Raw genomic sequence first — 19,951 nt, 5'->3', positions numbered from 1 at the left:
TCGATTTTGAAGGCTTTTCATTTCAGGGTGAATCACGCAAACGCGCCTCTTCCAGATCCAGCTCTCTCTCCCTGGCCCTTAATATCTCATCGGAATAAATGCGCTCCCGTCTTAACTTTTGAAGCTCTTCGCGCTTGATGTAAACAATTTCAACCAGCATACTCCGGTACTTGGGCAGAAAATCAGCACTTGAACTTTTCGTTTCTTTCTCCAGAAGCTTCCCGTTGGCATTCTCAATCATACGTTCATAGCGGTCGCGGAGGCGGCTGAAAGCGTCTATGGCCTCAACTTCATCGCTATACATCGACTGCATATGGTCCAGGCTCGCCGTTGCCAGACGAAGGCGAACAGCCACTTCCTGCTCTTCGGTATCGCCGCCATCATCACTAATTTTCAGCCATTTGATCAAAAAAGGCAAACTTAAACCCTGCAAAACCAGTGTAAACAGTATGACAACAAACGTGATAAAAAGGATCATGTTCCGTTGTGGAAATGCCGTCGTCGTATCGGTTAAAGTTAATGGCACCGCCAAGCCCGACGCCAAAGAAACCACACCACGCATCCCGCTCCATGCCACAATAAAAACCGGTCTCCAGCTAACTCGAGGCTCACTTTCACGGATACGTTTACTTAAAATACGTGGCAGATAAGTACTTGGGAAAACCCAGAAAATACGGATTAAAATGGTTACGATACTGATCACGACCGCATAGGTAATGGCCGAACCAATTGAATTCTGGCCAAGGCCGTTGATGATTTCCGGCAATTGTAAACCAATCAGAATGAAGACGATACCATTCAAAAGAAACACAACAGTTTCCCAAACATAACGCGACTGCATCCGGGAATTGTAGGTAAGTATTTCATGCGAACGATAACTGAGAAATAACCCGCCGCTTACCGTTGCCAAAACACCTGAATAGTGAAAATGTTCAGCACCGATGTACATTAAATAGGGGCTGATAAAGGTTAAGGCCGTATCAATACTGGAAGTGGTGGGGAAAAACCGGTGAACCAGGTACAACACATGGGCAATGGCCAGCCCAATGAGAACCCCCATGATCGCTACGACAAAAAAATCAACCCCGGCTTTCCAGAAAACAAATTGTCCCGTCAATACGGTAGTCAGCGCAACCCGGAAAACGATCAGCGAGGACGCATCATTGACCAGACTCTCCCCTTCCAGAATGGTTACAACCCGTTTCGGAATTTTCAACCCCTGTAAAACCGATGTTGCCGCCACAGCGTCAGGCGGAGAAATAATCCCACCTAAAACAAAACCCATGGCCAGTGTAAAATCCGGTATCATGGCATTGGAAAGAAACGCAACAGCCGTTGCCGTCATCACAACCAATCCAATCGCCAGAAGCCCGATCGGCCGTTTAAGTCCCCAAAAATCTTTCCAGGACGTATTCCAGGCCGCGAAATATAAAAGTGGAGGAAGAAATAGCAGGAAAACCCAGTCGGGTTCAAGACCAATATGTGGAATCCCGGGAATAAAACTGATCAGCAAACCGGCGATAACTAAAAAAATCGGATAGGATATCCGCAATTTTTCGCTCAGCATGGTAAGCATGGAAACAACAAAAAGGAGCGAGATAACAATTAATAAATTATCCTGGATGTTATCCTGAGCCATAAGCCAAATGGATGCTTTCATTAGCGTTTCTAGGTATTAAAAGTAAAAGAAGCCCGTAATATTACAGAATTAAAACCTTTTGAAAAGCATTCGATGCACGACAAAATTTGAGAAGCATCAATACTTTTTGACTATTTTTTGAAGATAATTAGCAAAACAATTGGCAGATTTATTTAACTTTAAACCTTTGCATAGAATTGGGAAAGCATTAGTGTCGCTTCTGGATTTTAAGTAAATTTATTATCAAACCTAATCCCTTATAAAAATGAATGCTTCTCGTCGAGATGTTTTAAAAATGGCAGGTGTGGCACTGGCAGGTAGTGCTTTGCCGACAATCGCAATTATTAACCCAAACCGCGCCTATGCTGGTGTCAACAGTGACACACTAAAGATTGGCTTAATTGGTTGCGGAGGACGGGGGTCAGGGGCTGCTAATCAAGCACTTAAATCAGATCCAAACGTTGTCCTTCATGCGATGGGCGATATCTTCAAAGATAAATTAGACTCTTCATTTGAAAACCTGACGAAAGTACATGGTGCAAAGGTGAAGGTTGACGAAGGCCATAAATTTGTTGGTTTTGATGCTTTCAAAAAAGTTCTTGATTCCGGCGTTGACGTTGTACTTCTTGCAACGCCTCCGCATTTCCGTCCGGAGCATTTAACAGCGGCTATTAACGCAGGTAAACACGTTTTCTGTGAAAAACCGGTTGCTGTTGACGCGCCAGGTGTACGTAAAGTATTGGACGCTGCTAAATTGGCAAAACAGAAAAACCTTTCGCTGATGTCAGGTTTCTGCTGGAGATACCATGAACCAAAACGTGCGAGCTTTGGAAAGATCCTTGACGGAGCCGTTGGTGATATTTCAGCAGTTTATAATACTTATGATACCGGTACACTATGGTCTTTCCCACGTGTACAGGGCTGGACAGATGCGCAATATGTTTTGCGTAACTGGACTTATTATACATGGCTTGCCGGTGACCACATCGTAGAACAGGCTGTGCACAGTATCGACATGATGTCATGGGCGATGGGTGGAAAATTGCCAATCTCGGCAGTTGGAACCGGCGGACGCCAGGTAAGAACTGAGGAGCTTTTCGGTAATATTTTCGACCACTTCGCAGTAACGTACGAATACGAAAACGGTGCAAAAGGTTTCCACCATTCAAGACAACAAGCCAACTGTGAAAACAGCTATCTGGTTGAAACGATCGGTACTAAAGGAAGAGCGATGGTAAACTGTGCACGTAACGTACACGAAATTTACGGTCAGAATCCATGGAAATACGAAGGAAAACAAAATGACATGTATCAGACGGAGCATGACGAATTGTTCGCTTCGATCCGTAAGGGTAAACCTTTGAATGATGGCGAATTCATGGCGCATAGTACGCTTTTGGCTATCATGGGAAGAATGGCTGCTTATACAGGAAAGAGAGTTACCTGGGAAGATGCAATGAACTCGACGGAAAAACTGGGGCCTCAAAACTTAAGCTCTGCTGATTTCAGCTTTGACATGAAGCCTCCGATCGTTGAAGTAGCAAGACCTGGTATCACTTCATTCTCATAATCCGGTATGCAAAGAAGAGAATTTCTTAAAAATACCGCTTTTGCAACGGCGGCTACGACAGGTGTGGCTATGGGTATCGGTTCCATGACAGAAGTGATGGCAGCATCACCTGTGCAGACTGAACTCGGAAATATTGTTGCGCCTCTTGCCAGACCTATGATCAAGAAAAGCTTGAAATGGGGCATGGTAAAAGAAGATTTGTCTATCATGGACAAATTCAAAATGCTGAAAGATATCGGTTATGATGGCGTTGAGCTGGATTCACCTGATAAACTGGATATGAAAGAAGTTTTGGCTGCCCGCGACAAAACGGGACTGGAACTTCCGGGTACAGTAAACTCCATGCACTGGAAATTGCCATTGTCTGATCCGGATCCTAAGAAACGGGAAGAATGTGTAAAATCCATTGAAAAAGCACTTTGGGATACCAAACAATACGGCGGAACAACGGTTTTGGTGGTGCCGGGCGTAGTCAATGCACAGGTTTCCTATGCAGAAGCTTACGAACGTTCACGTGCCGAGCTTAAAAAATTACTTCCTGTTGCTGAAAAAACAGGTGTAAAAATTGCGCTGGAAAACGTTTGGAACCAATTTTTGATCAGTCCGTTGGAAGCTGCCAAATATGTTGACGATTTCAAACATCCGATGATCGGCTGGTATTTTGACGTTGGTAATGTACTTCGTTATGGCTGGCCTGTGTCCTGGATTGAAGCACTCGACAAGCGTATCCTGAAAATTGACCTTAAAGAATTCAGCTTCAAAAAGCAGAATGACCTGGGTCTGTGGAAAGGATTTGACGTAGAATTTTTTGATGGTGACTGCAACTGGCCGGAAGTAAACAAAGCATTGCAAAAAATTGGCTATTCCGGTTGGGCATCTGCGGAGGTTTCCGGTGGTGATCGTAAAAGATTACAGACGATCAAAGATTTTATGGATAAGATTTTTGCAGCATAATACGATCTGTAAAATGATATTGGGCAACCGCGGGATTATCTCGCGGTTGCTTTTTATTTAGCCGTTAAGAAAAATACCCTCGTCAGGATATGACGAACTGGTATCCCGATTTTGAAAAAAATAAAATTAAAACATCGAATTTATTTTCTTACTTGTGACAAATAAATTTATCAGTAATTATATGAATAAACATTTTTACCTACTCGGCGTTTCGTTATGTTCGCTTCTATTTTCTTACAAAACTCAGGCTCAGGGCTGTGTGGCCATTCGCAGCACGGGAAATGCCTGCATGCTCGCCCATCCGGACAGTACAGACCACAACAAATGGGTGTTTGCAACCAATGCGCGTTACTTCAAATCGTTTCGCCATTATTCAGGAACAGAAGAAAACAAAGATCGCCTTAAACAGCAAACCGAAGTAATCAACCACACGGTTTCCGTTGATTTCAACTTAACCCGCATCCTGAATGACCGCTGGTCTTTGATGCTCGACCTACCGGTGATTTCCAACGCCCGTTCTTCCCTATATGAACATGGCCTGATCAACGGCGCTAACAAATTCAACCAACGCCACAGCATGCATTCTTTCGGTATCGGCGACATGCGGATCGCCGCCTATCGCTGGTTGCTGGATCCGAAAAAAAATACCCGTGGAAATATCCAGCTGGGTCTCGGAATCAAATTACCTACGGGAGATTATGACTATCAGGACTATTGGTACAATGTTGGAACAAATGGAGCGAAGGAACTTCGTACCGTTGACCAATCGATTCAATTGGGCGACGGCGGCACCGGATTTACCATTGAAGCCAATACGTATTATAATATCTCGCACAATTTTGGGGTGTACGCAAACCTGTATTACCTCAGCAATCCAAGAGAACAAAACGGCGTTCGTACCTATCGCGAAACGTTAACACCGCGTCTTGCAAACGAAGCGATCATGAGTGTGCCCGATCAGTACATGGTCCGCGGTGGATTCAGTTATGCAATGAACAACGTAGCCCATGGTTTGTCAGTAGCAGCTGGTGTGCGCCTGGAAGGCGTTCCTGTTCATGACATCATTGGTGGAAGCGGTGATTTTCGTCGCCCCGGTTATGTGTGGAGTGTTGAACCGGCGATCAATTACTCGACCAATAAATACAGCATTTTTGTAACTGTTCCGGTTGCTTTCGTGCGGAACAGAACACAAAGTGTTACCGATAAAGAGAATACCGTTAAAACCGGTACCTACACACGTGGCGACGCGGCTTTTGCCGATTATTCCGTAAATGCAGGCATCGCATTCAAGTTTTGATTACGCGAAAAATTTCAGTGCACGGTTACCTCCGTGAACTATATTTTTAAACACAAAAAAGCTGTCCCAATAAATTTTGAGACAGCTTTTTTTATGTTTACTTAACAACATTAGACGCCACCCAGCGCATTCCGCTTGTCAGTGAATGAAAAATGTCACAATACCCACCAGTATTAAAATAACCCCGGTGATCCGTTTTTCATTGTGCTCAATGAAATCAGTATCCACAAGGTGTATCCCTTTAAAGGCCAGCATCACCAATCCGACAATACCGGCAATGCTTGTAACGGCATAAACCAGCGCCAGCAATAACACGTTTTTTACGCCAAACGCACCGGCCGAAAGGAAAAGACTTTCTACTTCCAGGCAGGGCGAGAGAAACATCATCATCACAAAAATCAGAATCCAGCGCGTCCTCGATTTTTTGTACTGTTCAATATCCTCGCCCGTTCCATGGTGGTGGTGAGGCAGATTAACCGAAAAATAAATCAGCCCAAAAATGATCAGCAGCACAGGTGCGATAATGTCAACAAAATCGCTGTATTGATCGGCCAGTCTGGTCCCGATAATGCCAAGAACGATTCCCAACGCAACTGTTCCCGCTACGTGTGCCAAAGAAATAATAAATGCAACACTCAGTAAGTCCGTCCGCTCCCACTTTTCTGCCTTCGCTACGGCCACCAGCGGCAGCCAATGATTGGGAATCAACGCATGAACCATTCCAAGTAATATCGTGGCCGTGATGATACTATACATAGTTTTTAATAAATAATGAAGCGAAAAATTCCGTTATTCTTCGCAAGATAATCTGGCTAAACGGTGCACGCTTAATGTGCGTGTCCGCCGCCGCCTTCACTTTTCAATAAATGACTTTGAATGTAATAAGACCCTTTCAGCACAATCCGGGCATCTTTTTCAAGATCCTGCAATGGCGTAACCTGAGTATACCCCAGCTGGGTAGTACCCGATTTTACCTCAACGCGCTGAAAATGGAATAACTTCACCTTACCTTTCTCTGCATGTTCCGCTTCCAGAATGAAGATAAATTCCCTGCCATCGGCTTTGATAACAGCATCCACGGGCAAAGCGTTTACTTCGTTCTTCCCAATATCAATTAAAGCATTGACATACATGCCCGGAATCAGGATTTGTTTGTCATTCAGGATATCTGCGTGGACGGCCACAGACTTGGTCTCATTTTCAAATGCTTTACCGACGCTGAATATTTTCCCCTGAATTTCGGCATTGTCCTGATTCGTGAGAACAAATCGTACCGTCTGATTCGGTTTTACTTTTTGCAGGTCCTTTTCATAAACCAGTAAATCCACATGCATTTTACTATTGTCAACAATACTGAAAAGTGCACTGCCGGGCTGTACATTACTGCCAATTTTAATATTAACCTCGGTGATATACCCGGATATCGGCGCCGTGACTGAAACTGTCGACGAAATATTGCCGGCCCCAGAACCGCTGATATGCAAAAGGTCCAATTGTTTTTTCAGCGAGCTGTACTTTACCTTTTCCGTTTCGTAGTCAGATTTTATTTTCTGAAACGCTTTTTTTGCGTTTACATTCTCCTCTGATAATGTTTTTTGTCTTTCAAATTCGGCACTTAAAAATTCCAGATTACTTTCCGACGTCAGATAGGCCTCCTGAAGCTTGGTAAATTCCGGACTTTCCAGTGTTGCAATCGTTTGACCCGCATTTACGCGCTGACCTTCGATCACCTTAATGGATTTCACGATTCCAGCCATAAATACCGACACATCAGCCTGATTCTGGGGCGGCAGTTTTGTATAACCGTTTGCATTGATCACTTCGCTCAGATTTTTCCGGTCGAAAGTACCCAGAACAATATCCGATGCATTGTACTGTGCCTCCGTGAGCTCTACTTCCTTATTTTTAGGTTCCTCATGTGCCTTTTCCGCAACAGGTTTTTCTTCGTGTTCCCCATCCGCTTCCTCCGACCTTTTGCAGGATAATACGCTCGCAAAAATGAACAGCCCCAGCATAAAACTTAAATATATGATCTTTTTCGTGTTCATGATTTCCTATTGGTTTAATACGTATTGCAGGCCGGCAAATGCCTGGTTAAAATCAGCCACCGCCCGCAGATAATTCATTTCTATATCCAAAGCCGTCTGAACGCCCTGAAGATATTCCACATATGAAATTTCACCGCTCTCATACCCCCTGGCAGCATTGGAAAAAATCGTTTGCGCATTCGGTATAGCCGAAGCGCGGTAATAATCCACGAGCGACTGGGACGTATAAAGCTGCGTTAACTGTTGATGATATTGACTTTCCAGCTGCGATTGCAGATAATCAGCATTCTTCTGCTGCACCTGAATATTTGTTTCAGCAGCCTGTATTTTGGATTTGTGACTCTTTGAAAAAACCGGAATGGCAATACCAGCCTTGAAACCCTGAAAACGGGGCATTCCATTGTAGTTGATGTTCTGCCCGCTGATATCCTGATTTCCCGTCAGGGACTGGATAAAATATCCCGCTGTAAAATCTGGCATCAGCATTGCCTTTTCAAGATTTTTACCTGCTCTTGCCATTTCCACCTGCTGCATGGCCTGAAGAAAAGCAGGATTTTGCCGGATTGCTGTACTATCCAGCAGCGCTGTAATCGGCTGTGTTGTGAAAACAGTATCACTGACTATGAAATCAGAATCCAGATTAAGCAGCACCTTCAGTTTTGATTTCTCGATTTTGATCAGACTTTCATTTTGGCGCATTCTCTGACCTACCTCCTCTTGCCTCGTTATAGCGGTCGTCTTTTCCAATAGATTTGTTTCACCGGTTTCAAACCGCAAAGTGGCGGCCTTAACAAACTGTCCCAGCAGACGATTTTGTTTTTCAAGTAAACCATTCAGTTGATGCAGATAAAGGATCGTAATCCAGTTTTGTCGGATCACATGGATAATCTCTCTGCGCGACTGATCCAGTTTTAGCTGGCTGCCTTTGAGATTACTGTCGAGAACTTCCCTGCGCGCGCTGTACTGGAACGGACTAAAACTCTGGGAAATATCATAATTCTGGTCAAATGCCTTCGTATTGTATTGCCCGAACACGCCGCCAATATTGGTTTTAGGAAGATCAAAAGCAGTACCTTTTAGCTGGGATTGCATCATTATTTCAAGCTCGCCGGCCGAAAGCAGCTGGTTATTTTTCAATCCCAGTGCAATGGCCTGTTGCAGGTCCAACGTCTTCACCGGCTGCGCATGAACCGCCGAAAAGGATAGCAACAGAAGCAGTACTGCCACCACCGAAGATTTACCTGGTTTGATGCCTTTCTCAAAATACCAGTAGAGAATCGGCAAAACAATGAGGGTCAAAAGTGTGGCGCTGATCAGCCCACCGATCACGACCGTCGCGAGCGGTTTTTGAACTTCGGCACCGGCACTTGTACTTAAAGCCATTGGCAGAAAACCCAGGGATGCCACGGATGCGGTCATGATAACAGGTCGTAAACGGATACGCGTACCAACTTTGATACGTTCCATCAGATCGGAAACACCTTCGGCCTTGAGTTGGTTAAAATAACCGATCAGTACAATCCCGTTCAAAACAGCAACCCCAAACAAGGCAATAAAACCGACACCGGCGGAAATACTGAAAGGCATATCCCGGATCCACAATGCGAATACGCCACCAATGGCAGAAAACGGGATGGCCGTATAAATCAGCAGCGATTGAGTGACCGAGCGGAAAGTAAAATACAGCAGTACAAAAATTAGTAAAAGCGCCACAGGAACTGCCACAGCCAGCCGTTTATTCGCTTTGATCAGGTTTTCAAATTGTCCTCCGTAGGTGACATAATAACCTGGCGGAAGTTTGAGTTTCGTGTCCAGTTTCCCCTGAATTTCGTCAATAACCGTCTTCACATCCTTATTTCTGACGTTAAATCCGACAACGATTCTACGCTTGCCTTCTTCCCTGCTAATCTGCATCGGCCCCGGCTCATAGTTAATATCGGCCACCTGTTCCAACGGAATCTGACTGCCGGAAGGCAGAGAAACAAAAAGTGTTTTAAGATTTGAAATATCCTGTCTGTGGTCTATGGCAAGGCGCACCACCATATCAAAACGTTTTTCGCCTTCATACACCACACCGGCCACTTCCCCTGCAAAACCGGTCCGGATGACTTGATTAAGATCACCGACATTTAATCCGTAAAGCGCAAGTTTGTCTTTGTTATAACGCACGGTGATCTGCGGCAATCCGGAAACCCGTTCGGCTTTTGCGTCCGTAACGCCTTCAATTCCCTGAATAAGCTGCAAAACATCATCACCGGCACTCACCAGTCTGTCAATATCTTCTCCGAAAATCTTGATCGCCACATCACTTCGGACGCCTGTCATCAACTCATTAAACCGCATTTGTATCGGCTGAGAAAATTCGGTCGTTACGCCAGGGATCGTTTCAAGCGCTTCTTCCATTTTAGCCATCAGTTCTTCTTTAGTCCTGGCTGATGTCCATTCACTTTTATCTTTTAAAATAATAATCATATCCCCCGCTTCCATCGGCATCGGATCCGTGGGAATTTCGGCGCTTCCGATCTTGGTTACGATCATTTTTACTTCCGGAAATTTCTCCTTTAATATCTGTTCAGCCTTCGTTGTCGCTTCAATTTCCTGTGACAATGAACTTCCCGAAGCAATAATCAAATGCGTTGCAATATCGCCTTCGTCCAAAGTCGGGATAAATTCTCCTCCTAACGAATTGAAAACAAAACCTGCAGCAACCAGAAATGCAACGGCTGTTAATACGACAAGCCCCTTCATTTTCAGTGACCAGGCCAATACAGGCTGGTAAATGCGCTGGAACGCATCCATGATTTTATCGCTGATATTGATCTTATGTCCGGTTTGTTTTTTCAAAACCAGCGCACTCATCATCGGAATGTAGGTCAGTGATAAAATAAATGCACCCAGAATGGCAAACGAAACCGTTTGTGCCATAGGCCCGAACATTTTCCCCTCGATACCAACCAAGGCCAGAATCGGCAGATAAACGATCAGAATGATAATTTCACCAAAAGCGGCACTGCTCCGGATTTTTGCAGATGCCTCGTAAATCTCCTGATCCATTTCGGCAGCGGTCAGTTTTCCCTTGGTACTGATCTGCAAACGATGAATAATGGATTCAACGATAATCACGGCCCCGTCCACAATCAACCCGAAATCAATCGCCCCCAACGACATCAGGTTTCCGGAAACCCCGAACAAATGCATCATACTTACGGCAAAAAGCAGCGATAAAGGGATCACCGACGCCACAACCAAACCAGCCCGAAGATTTCCAATCAGCAATATCAGGACGAAAATGACAATAAGCGCACCTTCCAGCAGGTTTTTCTCAACGGTTCCAATGGCCCTGTTAACCAGTTTTGTCCGATCTACAAATGCCTCAATCGAAACTCCTTCCGGCAAAGATTTTTTAATTTGCTCCATCCTGGTCTTAACACTTGCCACCACTTCGGCACTGTTTTCACCTTTCAGCATCATCACCATCCCACTTACCTCCTCACCCTTTCCATCTTTCGTAACGGCCCCATAACGGATGCTGCTGCCGATTTGAACCGTAGCCACGTCACGGATAAGGATCGGAATTTCGTTCTTGGTTTTGACAACAATCTTGTTGATCGCATCAATACCGTTGACCATACCAATCCCGCGGATGAAATAAGCATAGGGTTTCTTATCGATATAGGCGCCCCCGGTATTCTCATTATTCAGTTCCAGCGCATCCAGTATCTCGGCGATGGTGGTATTCATCGCCTTCAGCTTATCGGGTTCTATCGCGATTTCATATTGTTTTAAACTTCCGCCAAGCGTATTAACCTCGGCAACGCCGGATGTCCCGATTAGCTGGGGACGAATAATCCAATCCTGAATGGTCCTGAGGTCGGTGGCAGAAAATTTCTTTTCAAATCCTTTTTGCGGAAAAACAACATACTGATAAATTTCTCCCAGCCCGGTACTGATCGGAGCCAGTCCAGGATTCCCCAAACCTTTCGGAATGGTATTTTCAGCTTCCTTAAGTCGCTCGGAAATTTGAGCCCGCGCCCAGTATATATCTACGTTTTCTTCGAAAACAACGGTAACCACACTCAATCCAAACCGGCTGATCGACCGCAACTCCACAATTTTGGGAATAGGTTTTACAGCCAGTTCAATCGGATATGTGATAAATTGCTCCACTTCCTGCGTCGCAAGCGTAGGGGAAGTGGTAATGATCTGCACCTGATTATTGGTAATATCAGGCAGGGCGTCGATAGGCAGTTTGCTAAGCGAATAGCTGCCCACACCGATCAGCGCCAACATACACAAGCCGATAATAAACTTGTTATGTATACTGAAATGAATGATTTTATCTAACATGAAAATTTGATTGGCAAATAACGAATAGGATAAAATGCAGATGCCAAACCCAGTGGATCCAGTACCTTAATTTTAACCAAAAAACAAGACGTTATTAGGCAATCTTTGGCGGCTGCCAAATGGAGAAAGAAATTTCCGGACGGGATAAAACCTGATAATTCGGGAATTTCAAAGAAGCAAAAACCACTTTGGGTTTTTCAAGCATCGCAGTGGCGTATTGAAAAACCGTTGACGCTGCGCAGCAACTGCATGTACAAAAAGGTGTACAAGCTTCCGTAACATGCTCATGAGCCTTATGCTCCGACGCCACTGAAATTTTAAGCTCTTCCTGGCCATTACATTCCTTCACATCACCGCACGGAAAGCACGACAATGTTAAAATGTAAAGGCTTAATATGAGCTTGAATATTTTCATCGGGGCAAAGATAGGGAATTGAGAATAAAAAAAGTTATTGCCAAAATGAAATCAATGCCAATAGTGCGACGATTGACACAATCTTAAAAGTATTCAAAGCTTTAAATGCAGACATCCATTTCAATGTCACTTTGGAAAATCAGCGGTTGGAACTGATCTAATGAATTAAAGCCTATCATGCGACAGGCTTTAAGGTATACAACTTTTAGCGGTCGGTCAGCTATTCAACAATATGCCCCACAAACTGCGCGGTGTTATCAAGAATTTTTCCCCCGCGCCGAAAGCCTAATGCACAGGGTTCACCTGCGTAAAACACACCGGCCTGATAAGAAAATCCTTCTCCATCGACCGGAAATTCCACGTATTCCTGATAAACTCTTTTTTGCGCATCGTAGTCTCCCTCGACTTTTTCCAAAACCTCGCCTCCCTTTTCCATAATCGAAACATTGGCGCCCTCTCTGCCAAAAAGCACCTTGCTAACCGACTTTTTATGCGTGATCGGATGCCGCTCCGTTTGTAGCAGCAACGGATGATACGGATACAAATCCCACAATACCTTTAAAATATATTTCGACTGAAACAGCAAAGTATACGCCGGGTTCAAAATTACCGCACGACGATTTCTGACAATGTCTGTAAGCATGGCCGCCAGCTCAGGTTCGTCGTCGCCAATGTATTCCCAGGGAACCAGTTTGAACCAAAAATCAAAACGGACAAAATTGCCCGAACCGGAAGCATCCTGCTTAAAAACCCCTTCCTGAGCAAATTCCACTTCATCGATATAAGCAAAATCAACTTCAAATCCTGCTTCTTTTGCTGCCTCGGAAAGAATGCTCACATTGGTGTCATCTTCTGGGTAATCACGCATGGCAGAGAAAAGGATCGACGGCGTCAGGTCATTATTCACTAGTTTTATATACTGAAACTGACTGACCAGTGTTTCATAAAGCGTATTAAACTGCTTCGAATCATCCTCGCCGTTGGTGCGTAAATGCGCCCACTGAACCACCGCCGTTTCGGGCAGGCAGGTAGCGGTATCGGCATTAAATTCGATCAATTTTACCGGCTGATCGTCAAAGCCACCCGCCAGATCGAACCGTCCGTACAGGTGTACATTCCGGTCTTCCTCCCACGAAAGTTTAACAAGCTCAACCAGGTTTTCCGGAATTCCCATCTCAGCAAAAAGCTGTTGATCGATCGCATATTGCCCGGCTTCGACAAACATATCATACAATGTACCAGCCGCCTCATAGTATTCTGTGGCCGTTTCTTCATTGATTACAACCGCTTCCTTTCCCAGGTAAGGCGTTGTGTCCGTACCCAGCATCCAGTTCCATCCAAGTTTTTGAAGCGCCTGTTCCGGAGGATTCGGCAGGGATTTTAATTTGATCATACGTATTTTAAAATAGTCAGAAATGTTACTTCGAACGCCGGTGATCAGCCTCCGCTTCTTCCTGAAAATCTGCTAAAAAATCCGCTACGTCCGCCAGCCGGTCTGGAAGTTACCACCCTGGTTGAACGCGAGGCATTTACGTCGTTATAAGCACTTTGCGATTTGTTGAATGCACCCGGATTCGCATAAAATCCTCCCCGGGAAGTTTCACTGTTGCGGTAGTTATTCATATAACCGTTTCCTGAATTTCGTCCCAGCATATAACCCATACCTCCATACAAAAGCATACTGGAAAGTCCACTGTGATGCCCCACAGAAGATTGATTATTGCGAATTTCATTGTCAATCAATGCTTTGGCAGCGGTGGTCGACAGCGAATCCGTATGCCCGTCGAGATAAGTAACAATGGCCAGCGATTTGTCTGCCGCCACACTTTCTTCGTCGGTAATTTTAAATTCACCCGGTTTTACCTCTTTAATATGTGAACGGATCCCTTTGGAATAAGTCGTTTCTTCATAACTATAATCAGATTCATCATCCTTTGATGAACAGCCCGTCATTATCGCACCTCCCGACAAAATGGCAAGTGTTAATGCGCTGCTAAGCGTAATATCCTTGGCCCTCTTAATAAAAGAACCTTTGCGTTGTTGTGTCATGGTTTATAACAGAATTTGTTCCGTTTAAAGAATATCAAAGGTAACGGTTTACCCGACAGGAGCGAAACCAATTTGTTCAAACGGTCATATCCCTTACTTTTAACCTCATTTTTGCAATAAAAACGGTTAACATAATGGATAAGTGGTTTTCAAGAAAAATACGCTACCCGAAGATCATTTTCAAAGCAATTAAAAAGATCATGGCTGCCAACGAAATCTTCCTATTGGAACAAAAACACGGAAACATCCGAATATTTTTGTCCCATCAGGACATTTTGTTGGTAGAAACTAGGGATAGATCGATCTGGTTTTCGTTCCGTAGGAACGTTTCGTGGTTTTGATACGACCAATTAAATTAACCAGGAATGACAAGAATCTTAAACGATGGGTAAAATTAAGGATAATGAGATGCTGAAAAATCTTCTGGTAACGTACAAGAAAACTTGAACATCAAACAAAGAGGACATAGCCAGGCAACCGGGTGCTTAGGCTATGTCCTCAAATATGAACCGCACGGAAGCCATTCTTAATTAAACTTTCTTCGCTATTTTCTCCAAAGCGTCAACCAGCTTATCCAGATCACTTATTTTGGTATACACATGAGGCGTAACCCTGACACACTGAACGCTTTCATAGCTGATTCCCACCGTATGGATTTTAAAATCGCTGAATAACTTACTGTCGAGTTCTGTCGGTTTCAAACCCTCAACGCTTACTCCCGCGATCGCACAGGAATATTCGGGTTTCAGCGAGGTATGAATTTTCACCCCGGGAATCTCCTTTGCCCGCTCCGCCCAGTATTTTTTCAGATAATGAATACGTTCCTGTTTACGTTTTGTACCAATACCTTCCTGAAAATTAATGGCTTCACCAATGGCCTGCTCAATACAGAAACTTCTCGTGCCCAATGTTTCAAACTTACGGATATCGGCACTGGTTGGTTCCTGATTACAAACCAGCGGCCAGATCTTGGCAATTTTATCTTTTTTGATCCACATCATGCCGCTACCCACAGGCGCGCTCAAAAACTTATGCAGGCTGGTTCCAAAGTAGTCGCATTCCAAATCCGGAATTTTGAAGTCGAGCAACGCAAAGGAGTGCGCGCCATCCACAATCACCTCAATTCCCTTTTTATGCGCCATCTGACTGATCTTTTTCACCGGCATAATCTGCCCGATCCAGTTGACGATATGGGTAATGTGGATGATCTTCGTCTGCGGCGTTATTGCATCCTCGTAAGCTTTTACGATCTGTTCATCGTTTTCAATCGGAAACTCGAAAGACAATTGTTTATAGACGATCCCGTCGCGCAGCTGACGCTGGCGCCAGGCATTCATCATGTTTGGATAATCAAATTTCGTCCCTATCACCTCGTCACCTTTTTGCAAAGGCAATCCAAAAATGACCGTATTGAGTGCTTCGGTGGCATTGCGATTGATGGCAATTTCTTCGGGATCACAACCACCCAGGGTTGCCAAACGCTGCCGTAATGGCTCACGCCCCTTGTCCATAATCCGCCACATGTAGTAAGACGGCCCTTGTGCAGCTTGCTTGTTATATTTTTCCAGTGCCTGCTGGACCACAATCGGAGACGGAGAAACACCACCGTTATTCAGAATAATGATCTCGCTTTTACTGGCGGTATAAGCATCCTGAATGGTTCCCCAGTAGTTGTCATTGGTTTCACTGTCGTCCCTCCAAAATTTTTCAGCGTTCTGGAAATCAGCGGCATGGATTTCATTAAAAAGACTGTCCAGGCCAAATGCGCCCATACCCAGGGCAGCACTTTTTTTCATAAAAGACCGGCGGTTATTCATAGCAAAAGGGGTTAGGAAGTAGTTTAAGCGGAGTGATAATAAAATATTGCTAAAATAAATTTTTCGTCAATTTTGCCCAGGCCACCATCCTGCTCCATTCCTTCGCTACCCGGCTATTGTTTTACGATTGAATTCATCAACCAGTCATACGTATCGCCCGGTTCGGGCAATCCGTCTTTATTTAATTTCAAAAACATAAGATGTAAATGCGTCGGCGAGCGTCTCTTAAATGCATTGAAGCCGCTCCGGCCCATTTCTGAAATCTTGTCCCCGGCATTCACCCATTGTCCTGGCTCCACGAACAAAACATTGTTATGGGCATAATAGAATAACCCGTCCAGACAGGGATCATAAATCCATATCCAGTTTCCGCCCCGCAAATCGCTGTCATATTTCCAGTTATTTTCCACCGCCACCACCACGCCGGATGTAAATGCCAGCACTTCCACCGGTTTCCAGGTACGGTCATCGAGATTATCCTGATTTTTATCGTACACAAAAAGGTCATGTGCCGGATGGCTTCCTTTTACATCCATATCGAAAAGGTCAAAACCATCTGCTCTATACCCCATTCCTCTGCCGCCAATGGAGTTTTCCGGTGTATATCCTTTGATCGGAAACACGAAATAAGTAGAATCCCCCATCCGGCAGGTATCACCGCTACGAAACGTTGCCCTGATACTCCTGATATTGTCCTGCCAGGCCCTGGCCGCCGAATCTGGAGTTATGACGCAATCCCGGATATCCTGCTGTATCTGCCGAAAAGTAGCACAATACGTCAGCATGCTATTTTCCGGAATGGTTTGCGTATTCCATCCTGCAATCCCCACAATCAGCAGCAAGCCAATTATTCTTTTCATTGTACCTTCCAACAGTTTTCTCCAGCTAAACGACATTTTGTTTTTAATAACCCCTGTATCTTCCTAAATATAATAAATTGCAGCAAATGTATTTCAATAGGATTAAAAATGTGCTATAAATTCCTTTAAAGTAAAACAACTAAACATAAACAAGATGCAATACCGCCGTTTTGGACGTAGTGACTGGCAAATCAGTGAGATAGGTTATGGCATGTGGGGACTTGCTGGCTGGACCGGCTCGGACCGCAAGGAAATTGAAGACGCTCTGGATCTGGCCGTTGAATCGGGATGTAATTTTTTTGACACGGCCTGGGGTTATGCCGAAGGATTGAGCGAACAAATACTGGGTGATTTGATCCGCAGAAATCCTGACAAAAAACTATACGCGGCCACAAAAATCCCACCTAAAAACCGTCAGTGGCCTTCCAAACCCAACTTTCTTTTAAAAGATGTTTTTCCCGCCGATTACATCATCGAGTATGCTGAGAAAAGTTTGAAAAATTTAGGTGTTGAAACGATTGATTTGCTTCAATTTCACGTTTGGGAAGACGCCTGGGCGCATGAAGATGAATGGAAAGAAGCCATACAAAAACTGACCAAAGACGGCAAAGTGGAACGTTGGGGAATCAGTGTCAACCGCTGGGAACCTAATAATGCTTTAAAAACACTGGAAACAGGTTTGATCGATGCCGTACAGGTTATTTACAATATCTTCGATCAGGCGCCCGAAGACCAGTTATTCCCACTTTGTAATAAACTGGATATTGGTGTTATCGCCCGTGTCCCTCTGGACGAAGGAACTTTATCCGGAAATCTGACCAAGGAAACCACTTTCCCGGCAGACGACTGGCGTTCGACTTATTTTGTTCCCGAAAATTTAAATGCCAGCGTTGATCGCGCCGAAGCATTGCGTCCGATAGTTCCGGCCCATATGACAATGCCCGAATTAGCCCTGCGATTTATTCTGGAAAACCCTGATGTCCATACCACCATTCCGGGTATGCGCAAACTCGCTCACGTGCGCTCCAACATTGCAACAAGCGATGGCATACGATTAACCAAAGCGTTAACAGAAGAACTGAAAAAACATCGTTGGGACAGAGAACCTACCGAGTGGTCTCAATAGCTTTTTAGCTATGGTTCAGTTTATTTTAATCCCTTAAAACCTTAATCTGTTGTAAGGGATTTTTTATTGTTCAAAAGCGAATTCTTGCGAAAAGAAACAGAAAAATAACACTGTTATTTTGTAACTATTATTGCACTTTTCTCATCTTTGTAAATGACAAATATTTTCTTTGCTTTTTTGTTTATTTTTTATTAAAATGCTTTAAAAAATTGCAGTAGAAGCCTTTTTTGCAATACTGTCATATAACTATTCAAAGAGCTTTAAGATTTATTATACTGATATTCATTTATTTGTATAATTTTTGATTGTATATTTGTCGCACCAACTAAAAAACACTACAAAGTATGGCAATTACAAAACAATACTTAAAAAGCAAGCCGGTTGTAAAAGTTACATTTTCGCTGCCAGCTGAAGCCGTTGAAAAAACTGAAAAAGTTTCACTTATCGGCGAATTTAATGGATGGAATCCAGAAGAGGCAATTGCATTAAAAAAACAAAAAGACGGCTCTTTCAAAGGCAGTCTTGACCTTGTTCCGGGTAAGGAATACCAGTTCCGTTATCTTTTGGATAATGAGAAATGGGAAAATGACTGGGAAGCTGATAAGTACGTACCTGCGGGGGTAGACGATGAAGAAAATTCGGTTGTGGTATTGTAACTGGCTCCAACGACGACCAAATAAAAGGAGTCAATTTTTAAAGAAGTTAAGTTTTGAAAACTTGACTTCTTTAAAAATTGACTCCTTTTGCTTTAAAACGAAACCTTAAATGATAAAGCTGTCGCTATCAACGTACGCCTTGATCAACGCAGCTTCCCCTTCTTTTCCTTGCTGGGAATTTCCGTGTTCCATCCCCATAATGAAGCTCTTCCCTTCTTTCTTGCTACGGTCGTAGATATACTTGAAAATATTTTTGTAGTTAATTTCACCCGTTGTAGGCTCTTTTCTTCCAGGCTCATCTCCTATCTGGAAATAATCGATTTCGCTCCACGTCATGTTGATGTTGTGAATCAGACGTCCTTCATTTTTCTGCATGTGGTAAATATCATACAGGATCTTGCAGGATTTGCTGTTCACGCCACGGCATATTTCGTAGGTCTGGTCGGAAGTACGCAGGAATAAATTCGGAGAATCACTCAAAGGTTCCAAAACCATGACCAACCCGTGCGGTTCCAATATTTCAGCACCTCTGCGCAAGGCATCAATCACGTGGCCCGTCTGTACACCAATTGGTAAGTTGCGTTCGAAGTCACCAGGCACTACGGTCATCCATTTTGCATTGACACGTTTGGCCGTTTCCACTGCTCTTTTACATCCATTCAGGAAAATATCGATATATTCTTTCTTTCCTGCCGCAAGGGTATTGGCTCCGTTACCACCTTTATCTACGACGAAAACACCCATTTCCATGCCCAAACGGGTCATTTCTTTCCCTATTTTTTCCTGCTCCTCAACCGAACGTCCCATCATACCGTTATCTTCCAACGCCATGAAACCCTGATCTGCCATAAATTTCAGCTGGTCGATCACATCTTTACCGGCGCTGTTCTGGAACATGCCGAAGTGGGAAGCGTATTTAAGTTTGAATTTATTCTTTGCCATGGGTGAAGTTGAAGAAGCGAAGGCCTCTTCTGCTGCAATAGCAACGCCAGCTAATCCAAGTGATGATTTAACAAAGTTTCTGCGGAGCATGATTTAGTTTTTGTGTTATGGTTTTAGAATGTAAAGAAAAACGTCCTGGTTTTATACCGATTAAAATTTCAATTATAAGGTTTTTGAACCGGTTTCACGCAAAGAGGATAAGAAAAAAAGCAAAGAACGCGAAGTTTAAAC

Annotated in this window: 15 protein-coding genes; 5 read left to right on the top strand and 10 right to left on the bottom strand. The window is 44.0% G+C overall.

From position 1 onward, the window contains the following. Nucleotides 1-22 precede the first annotated feature (22 nt). Entirely contained in the window at nt 23-1,660 is a 1,638-nt protein-coding gene (locus tag RB622_RS14975; protein ID WP_308047378.1) for a Na+/H+ antiporter, read from the bottom strand. Nucleotides 1,661-1,934: 274 nt separating this feature from the next. On the opposite strand from RB622_RS14975, the gene RB622_RS14970 reads away from it, so the two are divergent. The 3 genes from RB622_RS14970 (at nt 1,935) to RB622_RS14960 (ending at nt 5,460) form a co-directional block, all read left to right on the top strand. Beyond that, nucleotides 1,935-3,209, top strand: coding sequence for a Gfo/Idh/MocA family protein (locus RB622_RS14970; protein ID WP_409021503.1), 1,275 nt, complete (start codon nt 1,935-1,937; stop codon nt 3,207-3,209). A 6-nt stretch (nt 3,210-3,215) separates the two neighbouring features. Continuing rightward, nucleotides 3,216-4,163, top strand: coding sequence for a sugar phosphate isomerase/epimerase family protein (locus RB622_RS14965; protein ID WP_308047376.1), 948 nt, complete (start codon nt 3,216-3,218; stop codon nt 4,161-4,163). Between the two features lie 181 nt (nt 4,164-4,344). Further along, entirely contained in the window at nt 4,345-5,460 is a 1,116-nt protein-coding gene (locus RB622_RS14960; RefSeq protein ID WP_308047375.1) for a hypothetical protein, read from the top strand. 138 nt (nt 5,461-5,598) lie between these two features. Here the strand turns inward: RB622_RS14960 and RB622_RS14955 are convergent, their stop codons facing one another. The 8 genes from RB622_RS14955 to RB622_RS14920 form a co-directional block, all read right to left on the bottom strand. Next, on the bottom strand, nt 5,599-6,216 hold the full coding sequence (locus tag RB622_RS14955) for a hypothetical protein (protein ID WP_308047374.1): 618 nt from the start codon (nt 6,214-6,216) through the stop codon (nt 5,599-5,601). Between the two features lie 71 nt (nt 6,217-6,287). After that, nucleotides 6,288-7,508 (bottom strand): efflux RND transporter periplasmic adaptor subunit, encoded by a 1,221-nt coding sequence (locus RB622_RS14950; RefSeq protein WP_308047373.1) that lies wholly within the window; start codon nt 7,506-7,508, stop codon nt 6,288-6,290. 6 nt (nt 7,509-7,514) lie between these two features. Further along, nucleotides 7,515-11,855, bottom strand: coding sequence for a CusA/CzcA family heavy metal efflux RND transporter (locus tag RB622_RS14945; protein WP_308047372.1), 4,341 nt, complete (start codon nt 11,853-11,855; stop codon nt 7,515-7,517). 94 nt (nt 11,856-11,949) lie between these two features. Next, on the bottom strand, nt 11,950-12,270 hold the full coding sequence (locus RB622_RS14940) for a DUF6660 family protein (protein ID WP_308047371.1): 321 nt from the start codon (nt 12,268-12,270) through the stop codon (nt 11,950-11,952). A 220-nt stretch (nt 12,271-12,490) separates the two neighbouring features. Next, nucleotides 12,491-13,663, bottom strand: a complete 1,173-nt coding sequence (locus RB622_RS14935) for a glutathionylspermidine synthase family protein (RefSeq protein ID WP_308047370.1) — start codon at nt 13,661-13,663, stop codon at nt 12,491-12,493. Nucleotides 13,664-13,707: 44 nt separating this feature from the next. Further along, nucleotides 13,708-14,319 carry a hypothetical protein gene (locus tag RB622_RS14930; RefSeq protein WP_308047369.1) on the bottom strand — a complete coding sequence of 204 codons (612 nt, stop codon included), beginning with the start codon at nt 14,317-14,319 and terminating at the stop codon, nt 13,708-13,710. 530 nt (nt 14,320-14,849) lie between these two features. Further along, the gene (locus tag RB622_RS14925) at nt 14,850-16,115 is read right to left on the bottom strand and encodes an aminotransferase class V-fold PLP-dependent enzyme (protein ID WP_409021484.1); all 1,266 of its coding nucleotides are present in this window, start codon (nt 16,113-16,115) and stop codon (nt 14,850-14,852) included. Nucleotides 16,116-16,249: 134 nt separating this feature from the next. Beyond that, entirely contained in the window at nt 16,250-16,996 is a 747-nt protein-coding gene (locus RB622_RS14920; RefSeq protein WP_308047367.1) for a M23 family metallopeptidase, read from the bottom strand. A gap of 154 nt (nt 16,997-17,150) precedes the next feature. Here RB622_RS14920 and RB622_RS14915 point away from each other — a divergent pair, with 154 nt between their 5' ends. Both RB622_RS14915 and RB622_RS14910 read left to right on the top strand, forming a co-directional pair. Beyond that, nucleotides 17,151-18,122 (top strand): aldo/keto reductase, encoded by a 972-nt coding sequence (locus RB622_RS14915; RefSeq protein WP_308047366.1) that lies wholly within the window; start codon nt 17,151-17,153, stop codon nt 18,120-18,122. Nucleotides 18,123-18,466: 344 nt separating this feature from the next. Next, entirely contained in the window at nt 18,467-18,778 is a 312-nt protein-coding gene (locus RB622_RS14910; protein ID WP_308047365.1) for an isoamylase early set domain-containing protein, read from the top strand. Between the two features lie 105 nt (nt 18,779-18,883). Here the strand turns inward: RB622_RS14910 and RB622_RS14905 are convergent, their stop codons facing one another. Then, a complete protein-coding gene (locus RB622_RS14905; RefSeq protein ID WP_308047364.1) occupies nt 18,884-19,810 on the bottom strand; it encodes a TIM barrel protein in 927 nt (308 codons plus the stop codon). Between the last annotated feature and the right edge of the window lie 141 nt (nt 19,811-19,951).

The organism is Dyadobacter sp. LHD-138 (assembly GCF_030929615.1).
Taxonomy (GTDB): domain Bacteria; phylum Bacteroidota; class Bacteroidia; order Cytophagales; family Spirosomataceae; genus Dyadobacter.
Note: the sequence above shows the minus strand (reverse complement) of the source record. Positions and strands in the feature narration are given on the sequence as shown.